Origin of the sequence: Microcoleus sp. BM001215392 (assembly GCF_036700185.1) — a bacterium.
Classification (GTDB): Bacteria; Cyanobacteriota; Cyanobacteriia; order Cyanobacteriales; family Microcoleaceae; genus Microcoleus.
This window is the reverse complement of record NZ_JAUBOJ010000256.1, coordinates 1-10,884: the sequence shown is the minus strand read 5'-3', so window position 1 is coordinate 10,884 and position 10,884 is coordinate 1. Positions and strand designations below refer to the sequence as shown.

Here is a 10,884-nt window from a genome sequence, read left to right as displayed (position 1 = left end):
ACTAATGACTACTGACTAATGACTACTGACTAATGACTACTGACTAATGACTAATTACCAATATAATAGGATATTAATTATGTCTTTAGCACTTTGGCGAGATCCCTTAGCGCGATCGCTCCACCGCAACCGCAGTCTTGTTTATGCCCGCTACTTGCAGCTAGCAACGGTTCGTCCTAACGGGCGTCCGGCGAACCGCACTGTGGTGTTTCGAGGGTTTTTGGCAGACACCAACCAGTTAAAGTTTATTACAGATATTCGCAGTCAAAAGGCAGAGGAAATTAATCTCTATCCTTGGGGGGAGATTTGCTGGTATTTCCCTAAAACTCGCGAACAATTTCGGATTGCTGGAAAGCTTGTTTTGGTAGGAGCCCATTGTCCAGATGCAGAGTTGTGCGCAGCCCGCCGCACAGCTTGGCATGAGCTTTCTGAGGCGGCACGGGTGCAGTTTGCTTGGCCGTGTCCGGGGGAAGATAAGGCCGAAGCTACTGCTTTTGATTGTGCTTCTGCAGATGCGATCGATCCGCTACCTAATTTTTGCTTGCTGCTTTTGGAACCGGAAACGGTGGATTTGTTGGAGTTGCGGGGGGAACCGCAGAACCGATGGCTTTATGGGCGCGACGGAGAGGGAAATTGGTTTGTGCGATCGGTCAATCCTTGAAAGCAGTTGTTATTGGTTAATTGTTATTGGTTAGTTGTGATTGGGTGCATCCCAGTTTGGCAAATATATTCGTAGGGGCTCTCGCACCTGACGGCAGACAATTTATTAGTTATAACCAGAGATTTACTGCCTCATCTGTGCGAGAGCCCTTACAAAATTGAGATGCACCCTTGTTATTGGTTAGTTGTTAGCAATAATCTTGCACACTTTACCTCCAATGCCCTATGCCCTATGCCCTATGCCCTATGCCCTATGCCCTATGCCCAATTCAAATTTTAGATGCCGGTGCCGTCGAAAAATTCTTGAATTGCTTTATCTGTTAACTGACAAGCGGTGGTAACAGCTAATTTGGTTTTTTCAGCTACAGCTACATTGCTGGTTTGATTTAAAGTTGGGAATGCTGAATCCGAATTGGGAACAGAAGTTAAAGAGACAGATGCTTGAGGAATCAAACTTTTTACTTGCTGTTCGAGGGACTCGATGCGATCGAGCAAAGACCGAATTACCACAGCTTCCGAATCCGGCAAACTGCCGTGTTCTAACGGATTGACGCGGACTCCCGATCGATAAACGATGCGGCCGGGAATCCCTACCACGGTGCAGTCAGATGGTACGTCGCGGAGGACGACCGAACCGGCGCCGATGCGGACGTTGTTACCAATTAGCAGGTTGCCGAGTACCTTGGCGCCGGCACCGACAACTACATTTTCGCCGACGGTAGGGTGGCGTTTGCCGCTTTCCTTGCCTGTGCCGCCGAGGGTGACGCCTTGGTAAATTAGGGCAAAATCGCCGACAATCGCTGTTTCACCGATTACAACCCCCATACCGTGGTCGATGAAGACGCTTTTGCCGATCGTCGCCCCTGGGTGAATTTCAATTCCGGTCAAAAAGCGAGCTATGTGGGAAATCAAGCGGGGGATGAAGGGAAGTCCCAGCACGTAAAGCCAGTGTGCGAGGCGGTGCAGCACTAGGGCCTGAAGACCTGGGTAACAAAACAACACTTCCAGCCAGTTGCGAGCGGCAGGGTCGCGATCGAAAATTATATTGAAGTCAGCTCTAAGAGTCTTTAGCACTTTCGGAGTTACCAATTTTGGTTAAACACGGCACTTTCGATCTTACATTTTACTTGATGGGGGAGGTTAGCGGCGGATCTGTCGCTCCCGGGAGTGGGAGATTGCATGAGTTTCCCAGTGGGAGATTGAAGGAGATTCCGGGAAATTTTGAGGAGCGGCGATCGTTTCCCTTCCGCTACGCCGCTGCGTTCTATTCTTGCAATGAGATCGTGTAGTTAGACTTGACTCCGGGTTCGAGGGTGCCTACCCAAATCTTGTAAGAGCCTGCTTGCCAATCTGAATCTACAATGCCAGCATCTTTATTCTGACCTACATCATCTCCGCAGCGCACGGCGTTACCGGGGCCTTGTACGAGTAAGGTTGTGTCCTTCCCTCCGCTGTTGACTTGGATGGTGAATTTGTCGAAGTTTTGCTGCAACAATATGATGTGGTCGGGTGTTGGGGTGGCAAAACCCAAACATTTGTTTTTGTGGCGATCGGCGTTGGCAAGGGCAGATAGAGAGTACGATCCGCCTGTGGAACCTCTCAATACTGCTGTGGGAGACCCAAAACCTCGCGATAAAGTTAAGGTGCCGAAGTTCGCTGTTTCTGCTAAAACTGGTAGGGCGGCGATCGCGCAGGTCGCAGCCAAGATCGCACCGTTTTTGAAATGGGATCGCGGATTAAACAACATGGCAATACTCAGAAGTGTCACAACTTAAAATCACAACTCAGAATTTCCCATTGCAGCCCCAAGAATCAGATTTTTGGAGAAAGAATAATTTCTTTTAATGAAGTTCACAACCTTCTGGCTTCTGTTCCTTATTTCTATCAGGACAATACCTGTGCGATCGCCCCGGCTCGTGCCACTCCGAGTTCTGCCACACGCGATCGGCTACTATCGGCAATTGTACTGTGTCAAGATGATTAATTTGATACTGCTCGCCTGTTTATTGGCGATCGCTTCCCTATCCGCCCAGGTTTTGCTATTGTTGCCTGTGGATTTGTCGGGCTGGCTCCACCTCCCTAATTGGCTGAGCTTAACGTTGATTTTACTAGCTATCTCTTGGTGTTTGGGCGATTAGTCAGGCTTTGTCAGTCATGAGTTATTAATTAACCGCAAATTATCAACCGCTTGGCTTTGCCGAACCGTCGCCGCCAGTAACCGTTACTGCCAGGTATGGGCTCGCCCCCGGCCTGATAGTGTATACTTCACAGTTGAGAATCAGGTATCTAAAATCTAGGATTTGACATCTACCGATAGTAATGATGCAACGAGAAATTTCTGCGCTCTCTGGATTTCGCTCGAATGACAAAACCCTGGGGGAAACTCCTAAGAAACAGTCGCGTCCGATACATCGGGCGATCGTATTAATGCTGGTGGCAACAGGTTTGCTGAGTCTGCACGCTAGCCGGCTGGTGGAATTGCAACTGGTACAAGGGAAGCAAAATCGGGAACGAGCCGAAAACAATCGCGTTCGCTTAGTGCCAATGCCGGCAAATCGCGGACATATTGTCGATCGCAAAGGCAAGCTGCTAGCGGCAAACAATTTAGCTCGATCGGTATATGTGTGGCCCAAAGAACAAACGCCCCAAGAGTGGAAAGTCACAGCAGACAAGTTGAGCCCGCTGCTGAAAATCCCGGCCAAAGAAATTTTACAAAAAATCAAACAGGTCGATCCTCTATCCTACAGACCGGTGCGCCTCAAGCAAGCGATGCCGCCAGAGGTGTTTGTGCCGCTAGCAGAACAGGTGGGACAAATGCGGGGAGTGGAAGTGCGGCCAGAAGCGAGCCGCTACTATCCCGAAGGCAGTGTGGCGGCTCACGTTTTGGGATATATTGGCGAAGCTACCCAAACAGACCTCAAAGATCACCCGGAATATCCGATGGGGATGATTGTCGGTCAGATGGGCGTAGAAGCGAGTTCTAACAAGAAAATTGCAGGAGTTTGGGGCGATCGGCTGATCGAAGTAAATGCCCAAAATCAAGAATTGCGGCTGATGGGAGAGACACCGCCGACTCCCGGCGAATCGGTGCAGCTAACCATAGACTTGTCCATGCAAAAAGCAGCCGAAACAGCGCTGGGGAACCGCCGGGGAGCAGTAGTGGCGATAGACGTGAAAACCGGCGCGGTATTAGTTCTTGCCAGCCACCCAACTTTTGACCCCAATCTGTTTACGCGCAAAATCACTAAGGATGACTGGGCAACTCTTCAAGACTTGGAAAATCCATTTTTGAATCGGGCGATGCAAGGCTATCCTCCCGGCAGCACTTTTAAAATTGTGACTTCCGTCGCCGGCATGGAGTCGGGCAAGTTTTCGGCAGACTCAATTCTCGGTACTTCGTCTTACATTACTGTGGGGGGAATTGATTTTAACGAACACAGCGGCGGTTACGGCAACATTGGCTTTCGGGATGCCTTGGCTTTTAGCAGCAATACGTTTTTTTATCAAATTGGGATCAGTACCGGGCCGGAGGAAATTGCTAAGTGGGGACACCGCTTGGGCATTGGCAAGGATACGGATTTGAAGCTTTTGGGCCTAGGCGGTGGCGATCGCGGTCAAATGCCGACCCCGGCGGAGAAGGAAAAAATCTATAAAGAACCTTGGTATGCTGGTGATACGGTCACGATGTCGATCGGTCAGGGGTTCGTTTTGGTGACTCCTCTGGAGGCGGCGGTGATGATAGGTTCGATCGCCAATGGTGGTAATCGGGTGAAACCGCATCTTTTGAGTTCTCTGACTGGCAAGCCTGAGACGAAACCAGTGCCTACGGGGATGAAACCTTCGACAGTTAATGTGATTAAAGAAGGACTCGTGGCAGTAGTTACCGACGGTACGGGACAGGGGCTCAATGACGGTTCAATTCCACTAACGGCGGGCAAAACAGGGACTTCGGAGGTGATCGGACAGAAGGATCACTCGCTGTATGTGGCCTATGGGCCTGCTGACAAGCCAGAAATTGCGATCGCCGTGGTTGTGGAAAATGGCGGTTTTGGTTCTATGGCGGCAGCGCCGATCGCCAAAGAGGTGTTTCAAGCTTATTTTGGCAAGCCGAAAACACCACCCACCCCCATAGTAGTCAATCCTGAGTAGTTAGTAGTCATTAGTCATTGGTCATTAGTCATTAGTCATTAGTCCTTGGTCATTAGTCATTAGTCATTAGTTGTTAGTTAGTAGTTAGTAGTTAGTAGTTATTAGTCAACTGTCAACTGTCAACTGTCAACTGTCAACTGTCAACTGTCAACTGACAACTGTCAACTGTCAACTGACAACTGACTAATTCAGCCGCATAAATATTGTAGCTTTCCGAATTCCTGCGACTTCTCCCGTACTGGTGACAGTGAGCGATCGCAAGTGGTCAAAAAGTGGTCTTGCAGAAAGTTCAATTAACCTCAACAACGGGATTTGTTTTTCCCAAATTGCCCTGCTGGAGGGCCAGTCTAAATAAAAATAGCCGTCGTTAGCTGGCGGTAGCGGTTCGATGCTGGTTTGAAAATCTTGATTTGCCACCAAAGAGCCTGTTTCGGCTGCTTTGAGTGCTGCATCCATTGCTTCTACGGAAGTGGTGAAAATTTCGTATTTGCCGACAGTGGCTCGAACTCCTTTTGCTTCGGTTTCGATCGCACTTTTACCCTTATTTTCCGCACCGTAATTTTGGTTAGTTGTCAACTGCGTCCAAGCGGTAATTTTCTGGTTTCTGAGAGTAAAGTTGCCGATACTGTATTCTTTGCTGCGGGCAATTTCATCGAGTTTGTCGATCGCCTTTTGAGCATCAGCAGATTTCTCGGCCGCAAAAATCCAGTCGGGAGTGTTTGACGAACTCGGAACCACGGCTAAAGCGTATTCTCCTTGTACCCAGTTAAATATATCCTGCGGCAAATTGACGCCCGAATTTTGCTGAATATCTGCGATCGCGCGATCGGCTAATTTTGAAGCCTCTGCGTTAGTTGACACCGCCGATGACAAATCAGTCCAAAAATTCCTTAAATCGGTGCTGGCGACAGTGAAAGGACTGGCTGAGGGTATGTACTGCAAGGCTTGCACTGGTGCGGATAGTTTGGGAGAAACTGTTTGTTCTAGTGATGTCACCAAAGCAGTTTGAGCCAGCAATCCGCGGCGGTTGACTCCGATAGCAACTGCGAGGGAATTAAGGTAAACTTGGGAATTTTGCTTGGTTGCTAGCTGCGGGAGATTGACAAATCCTAAAGCTATTCTGCCTTGAGTTAGCTGCTGCAAAGCTTTTTGATAGTTAGGATTATTGTTAAGATTTAGGCTTGCTGATTCTACGTTATCAATTGCATCTTGCAGCAGGTTCGGACTGTTAGAAAACAACACAAAACTGCTGTTACTTCCTGAATCATAACTACCGCCGATTGCTGCTGTTGCAAAGCTGGGAGGCAAACTTGAATTCGGTAAAGACAGCGGGTTAAAAGGCGAAATCGAATCTTTTTTGGGATTAGTTATTGGTGACTCTTTATAATATATTTTGACACCTTTGTATACTTCCGACTGCACTGTTTTGTCCTTGCGAGATTCTTTTTGCCAGTAGGAAGTGAGAAATTCTTGAGAGCGATCGACATTTTGGGAGGAAACGGCTAGCAAAAACCCGGTTTGTTTGCCGTTGTTAAGTTCGCGAGCGTCGAAATCGGGATTTGTGAGAGCGAGGGTAATTTCGTCACCTATCCAAGGTTGGATATCTCGACTGTAATCCAGGCCCGTATTGGCGAGAAAGCTTTTTTTAATTTGCTCGAATTCAGCGTGCGATCGGCTTCTTTCTTCAGGAGAGGCAAAGATTTGTCGCAATGCTTCGAGGCGATCGGGATTTACCAGCATTGAAACTAACACAGGTGATTGTTTCGAGACAAACACAGCCGCAGTCGGAGTAGTTGTCGGCCCACCGGCGAGCAAATTTAGGGGAGTTTTGGTTGACAGCCAGTAAAAACCGCCTGCACTCAAGGCTAAGAGTGCCAAGACGCCAGCAATGAGGAAAGAAAAGAACGATCGCAACTTCATAAAAAAATAAGCGGGATGTGGGAAACGAGCGTGGCTTTAGCCAGCTCGTGGGAAACGACAGGGCGAATTAATTCGCCGTCAATCTATATAACGATACACTTGACTTATAAGGTACTTTCGCTATATAATGATGATATCAGCGAAACCAATGTTTATGTACTCCACTCAAAAAAACCAATTACGCAACCTTGGCAAAGCCGAATTCTTGGCGATCAGAGAGTTGTGCCGACTGAGTAAAAACCTCTACAATGTGGGTCTTTACACCGTTCGCCAATATTTTTTTGAGGTACGTAAGCACTTGCGCTATGAGTCGGCTTACCATCTGTGCAAAGAGAATGAGAACTACCAAGCACTCAACACCGATATTGCACAGCAAACGTTGAAAGTTGTAGATCGAACCTTTAACAGCTTTTTTGGACTGATTAATGCGGTTAAATCTGGCACTTATCAACAGAAGGTAAGACTTCCTCACTATCTGCCCAAAGAAGGGTATTTCGTGCTGATAATTCCTCGGATTAAAGTCAAGGATGGAAAGTTTAAAGTCCCCATGTCAAATGCTTTTAAGAAGCAATTCGGTGAAATAGCAATTAACTTTCCCGAACGACTCGACCCCGACACCATCAAAGAGGTTCGGATTCATCCTAAGTATAATGCTCGATTTTTTGAAGTTGAGTATATTTCTAAAAGTGCCAATGAACCCTCCGAAACGATTGCTGGTAGTTCTCTGGCGATCGATATTGGATTGGATAATCTGGCAACTTGTGTTGACACCAATGGGGCATCCATGATTGTGGATGGTCGCAAACTTAAATCTATCAACCAGTGGTTCAACAAGGAAAATGCTAGGCTGCAATCGATTAAATATCGGCAGAACATCCAGAGGTTGACCGAACGACAGGTAAGGTTGTACATCAACCGTAGCAATCAAGTTAGAGACTATCTCAATAAGGCAGCAAGGGTAATAATCGACCATTGCATCAACACTAAAATTGAAAGCCTGATTGTTGGTTTTAACGTTGGGATAAAACAGGATATTAATCTTGGTAGTCGCATTAATCAAAACTTTGTCCAGATTCCTTTCTACGCTTTGAGGAATAAACTCAAGTCTCTTTGTGAGAGATACGGATTGAAATACGTGGAGCAAGAAGAATCGTACACGTCTAAGTCTAGTTACTTGGATGGGGATGATTTACCGATTTACAACGCTGACAAACCAGCGATATACCAGTTCTCTGGCAAGCGAGTGAAACGCGGGTTGTATAGAAGCAAAGAAGGACATTTGATTAATGCGGATACCAACGGTGCCGCAAATATTGGTAGAAAAGCAACAAGTAAGCAGAATGGTTTTACCGGACTGTCTAGAGGCTCTTTGGCAGAGCCGTTACGAATCAAAGTCTACTGAGGCTTTATATTCTTAAGAATCGAGCGTGGCGTTGACTCCCGCTTGAGTGTCAAACAACAAGGACTAATGACCAAATTATATTATTAACTACAGTAGCGCATGACCGTAGCTATTGACATCTGCAAAATATAGAGGCGGTGTCTGTGAGAAACCGCCCCAATATTGACAGGCTATTACCCGTCAGTTTATTTTTTTCTAAGTCAATGGTTGTGCCAATCTAGCTGTCAGTTCTTCAATCGACAATTGAGGTAATTCTGCCAATAAAGATGAGAAAACTTCGGGAGATAAAGCCAGCAAATCATGGATGATACTAGCCGAAATTTCTGAGAACTGTTCCGCTTGAGTGAAAGATTTTTTCAAAACAGTTTCAGCCAACAAATTTTGGACTTGTTGGTGTTCGTGTTCTCCCGCAGGTAGAGTAGATAATTGCACTAACAGCAAGGTGAACTCGGCAACAGGCAAAGCCGAAATCGGTAGAATTAATGCGATAGTTCGTGGGTCTAACTCCCCAAATCTAACTTGCAAAAAACTCTCCAAAATCATCCGCTGTCCTTCTTCCCGGCCTTCTTCCCGGCCTTCTTCCCGGCCTTGTTGTTGTGCAGCTTCTAAATGTTGTTGAAAAAGAGGTGCGTGAGGCGCAGCCATCGCGTAGCGAATCGCCATAACTAACTCCTGATCTTCATCATCCCCTGCGGGAATAGGTGGTGTATTCGCTTGCAAATTTGCTTGCAAGATGTACAATAATTGTAGCGCGTTAGTTCGGAGTGGATTATCCAGAGGCAATGCACTTAGTTCTGCGATCGCCTGTTGCTGAACCCGCCCGCGGCCCAACATCCGCAACCACATAGTCTCGGGACTTCTCGGTAGCTGGTGAATCGCGATTAGTCCGACTCTCCAAACCTCAGTTAAAAAATAAACTCCTTTCCCCCAGCCCTCGGACTCTTCGGGAACCCGAAAACCAAAACTGTCCAGTAAAAGTTCCGAAGCAGTGGGAGTTAAAATCCACAACCTCGGCAATTGTCTTTCTTCTAAACGCTGGTCTTCTCGATTAGTTTGCCGTCCCAGTTTAGCCCTACTATTTAATAGTTTTACCACACAACTGAAGATTCCCTCAGTATTAACCGGATTGCGAAACGGCTCAATCACAGCTACAGTAGCAGCCATCTTACCCAATAAACCCAAACTCTGAGCATATTCGCCCTCAAAAGAAGTGGGTTGAAACCAGACATCAATTTCTCTGACTTCAGCGGTTACATCTTTGCTGGTTTCTACTTCTCCCAGAGGCGACAATAACTCTTGAAGGTATTCTTTAGCAAACTGATCGTGGGGAAACTTAGTCATAAAGTCAATGTTTTGCACTCCCATGCTATTTTACCCAAAGAAATAGTCACGAATACAAACCCAACTCAAATGTTAACAATATCAACCTCGCATGAACAAATAGTTTTACTAGCAAATATCAGTTGGCAACTATATGAAAGCCTGCTAGCGGAACTGGGCAACAAACGTTCCACCAGAATTGCTTACCATCAAGGTCAATTAGAAATTATGGTGCCGCTACCGGAACATGAAAATCGCAACAGGCTGATCGATCGCCTAATTGTCACTCTCATCGAAGAACTCAATCTTGAGTACAACCCATTTGGTTCGATGACTATTAAGAAACGCAAAAAATCAGCGGGCAAAGAACCAGATTCATGCTATTATATCCAGAATGAAGCACTGGTCAGAGGCAGAACAGAATTAGACTTTGCTCAAGATCCGCCGCCAGATTTAGCACTGGAAATTGATATTACCAGCAGTTCCTTAAATCAATTCGATTTATATGCAGATTTAGGCGTACCCGAAATCTGGCGGTACGACGGACGAAGTATCAAGTTTTATCAATTGCAAAATGGCGAATATGTCGAGTGCGATTTTTCCCTCGCATTCCCGATGCTACCGACGGCAAAAGTTGACGAATTTATCGATCGCACTCAAACAGCAGGCGCAACTACAGCAGTGCGAGAATTCCGGGAATGGGTAAGAAATCAGTAATTGTGCAGCTTACCACGGCAAGCCTCGCGCATCCGAAAAATCAGCATCGAGAACCGCACCCGGATCGAATATAGCGCCAGTTAAATCAGCTTTTCTAAACGACGTTACTGACAATTTTTCGATTTCTTCAACCGCGATAAAAAAGCCGATCGCACATAACCCCAAAATAACCCCAGAAACCAAAAATAAACCAATTCCCCTCAGAGTATCCCCGCCCAAAAATGTCACAATACCGTTAGCGCCGATCGCAGCAGCAGCCCCAGCTACAGCCCCCGCCACAATTCCCGCCTCGCCCCGAGTCGCAGCAATGGCTGTCGCAGCCGTCCCCGCCACAGCCACAGCCCCCGCATCCACTCCGCCAATCAGTCCAATCAAAGCCCCAGCAGCCGTCACTATCACTGCTGTTACGCCAGCCCTAGCAATTAAGTTTTTGACTCGGCGGCGGCTTTGTCCGGTTCTGACGCCTTGAAAATTTGCCCCCCTCAAAATCGCTCCGGTGAAATTGCAGCCTCGAATGTCGCAACCGCTGAAGTTCGCCCCTGATAAGTCCAGCCCTTTAAATGAACGGTTCCGCAAGTTTTGGTTGGCGAAGTTGAGATTTTGAGTCATAAGTGAAGATGGAAGTACGAACCGCGAAGACGCGAAGGACACGAAGGAAGAGGGAAGTTCGGCAGCGGATTGTGTAACGGATGTAACGGATGTAACGGATGTAACGG

11 protein-coding genes are annotated in these 10,884 nt (G+C 47.1%); 6 read left to right on the top strand and 5 right to left on the bottom strand.

Translation table 11 applies throughout. The annotated features are described in order from the left end of the window. The first annotated feature begins 79 nt into the window (after window positions 1-79). Window positions 80-661, top strand: a complete 582-nt coding sequence (locus tag QT974_RS23115) for an Npun_F5749 family FMN-dependent PPOX-type flavoprotein (RefSeq protein WP_333470762.1) — start codon at window positions 80-82, stop codon at window positions 659-661. Between the two features lie 275 nt (window positions 662-936). Here QT974_RS23115 and cysE read toward each other — a convergent pair whose 3' ends face one another. Next, window positions 937-1,734 carry a serine O-acetyltransferase gene (gene cysE, locus QT974_RS23110; protein WP_333470761.1) on the bottom strand — a complete coding sequence of 266 codons (798 nt, stop codon included), beginning with the start codon at window positions 1,732-1,734 and terminating at the stop codon, window positions 937-939. 190 nt (window positions 1,735-1,924) lie between these two features. Continuing rightward, window positions 1,925-2,365: a hypothetical protein gene (locus tag QT974_RS23105; protein WP_333470760.1), complete on the bottom strand. Its 441-nt coding sequence runs from the start codon at window positions 2,363-2,365 to the stop codon at window positions 1,925-1,927. An 18-nt stretch (window positions 2,366-2,383) separates the two neighbouring features. On the opposite strand from QT974_RS23105, the gene QT974_RS23100 reads away from it, so the two are divergent. The 3 genes from QT974_RS23100 (at window position 2,384) to mrdA (ending at window position 4,809) form a co-directional block, all read left to right on the top strand. Beyond that, window positions 2,384-2,644, top strand: a complete 261-nt coding sequence (locus QT974_RS23100; RefSeq protein ID WP_333470759.1) for a hypothetical protein — start codon at window positions 2,384-2,386, stop codon at window positions 2,642-2,644. Continuing rightward, window positions 2,637-2,798 (top strand): hypothetical protein, encoded by a 162-nt coding sequence (locus QT974_RS23095; RefSeq protein WP_333470758.1) that lies wholly within the window; start codon window positions 2,637-2,639, stop codon window positions 2,796-2,798. The genes QT974_RS23100 and QT974_RS23095 overlap by 8 nt, the downstream gene beginning before the upstream one ends. Window positions 2,799-2,982: 184 nt before the next feature. Next, window positions 2,983-4,809 carry a penicillin-binding protein 2 gene (mrdA, locus tag QT974_RS23090; protein WP_442933205.1) on the top strand — a complete coding sequence of 609 codons (1,827 nt, stop codon included), beginning with the start codon at window positions 2,983-2,985 and terminating at the stop codon, window positions 4,807-4,809. A gap of 183 nt (window positions 4,810-4,992) precedes the next feature. On the opposite strand, the gene QT974_RS23085 is transcribed toward mrdA, so the two are convergent. Next, window positions 4,993-6,729 carry a DUF3352 domain-containing protein gene (locus tag QT974_RS23085; RefSeq protein ID WP_333470756.1) on the bottom strand — a complete coding sequence of 579 codons (1,737 nt, stop codon included), beginning with the start codon at window positions 6,727-6,729 and terminating at the stop codon, window positions 4,993-4,995. A gap of 154 nt (window positions 6,730-6,883) precedes the next feature. On the opposite strand from QT974_RS23085, the gene QT974_RS23080 reads away from it, so the two are divergent. Beyond that, entirely contained in the window at window positions 6,884-8,131 is a 1,248-nt protein-coding gene (locus QT974_RS23080; protein ID WP_333470755.1) for an RNA-guided endonuclease InsQ/TnpB family protein, read from the top strand. 195 nt (window positions 8,132-8,326) lie between these two features. Here QT974_RS23080 and QT974_RS23075 read toward each other — a convergent pair whose 3' ends face one another. Next, the gene (locus QT974_RS23075; protein WP_333470754.1) at window positions 8,327-9,496 is read right to left on the bottom strand and encodes a flagellar assembly protein H; all 1,170 of its coding nucleotides are present in this window, start codon (window positions 9,494-9,496) and stop codon (window positions 8,327-8,329) included. 45 nt (window positions 9,497-9,541) lie between these two features. On the opposite strand from QT974_RS23075, the gene QT974_RS23070 reads away from it, so the two are divergent. Further along, window positions 9,542-10,168 (top strand): Uma2 family endonuclease, encoded by a 627-nt coding sequence (locus QT974_RS23070; RefSeq protein WP_333470753.1) that lies wholly within the window; start codon window positions 9,542-9,544, stop codon window positions 10,166-10,168. A 9-nt stretch (window positions 10,169-10,177) separates the two neighbouring features. Here the strand turns inward: QT974_RS23070 and QT974_RS23065 are convergent. Further along, a partial coding sequence (locus QT974_RS23065) for a pentapeptide repeat-containing protein (RefSeq protein ID WP_333470752.1) occupies window positions 10,178-10,884 on the bottom strand: 707 nt, incomplete at its 5' end.

Coding starts and splice junctions, on each gene's coding strand:
- QT974_RS23115 (WP_333470762.1), top strand. CDS start 80: ATGTCTTTAGCACTTTGGCGAGATCCCTTAGCGCGATCGCTCCACCGC.
- QT974_RS23100 (WP_333470759.1), top strand. CDS start 2,384: ATGGGATCGCGGATTAAACAACATGGCAATACTCAGAAGTGTCACAAC.
- QT974_RS23095 (WP_333470758.1), top strand. CDS start 2,637: ATGATTAATTTGATACTGCTCGCCTGTTTATTGGCGATCGCTTCCCTA.
- mrdA (WP_442933205.1), top strand. CDS start 2,983: ATGCAACGAGAAATTTCTGCGCTCTCTGGATTTCGCTCGAATGACAAA.
- QT974_RS23085 (WP_333470756.1), bottom strand. CDS start 6,729: ATGAAGTTGCGATCGTTCTTTTCTTTCCTCATTGCTGGCGTCTTGGCA.
- QT974_RS23080 (WP_333470755.1), top strand. CDS start 6,884: ATGTACTCCACTCAAAAAAACCAATTACGCAACCTTGGCAAAGCCGAA.
- QT974_RS23075 (WP_333470754.1), bottom strand. CDS start 9,496: ATGGGAGTGCAAAACATTGACTTTATGACTAAGTTTCCCCACGATCAG.
- QT974_RS23070 (WP_333470753.1), top strand. CDS start 9,542: ATGTTAACAATATCAACCTCGCATGAACAAATAGTTTTACTAGCAAAT.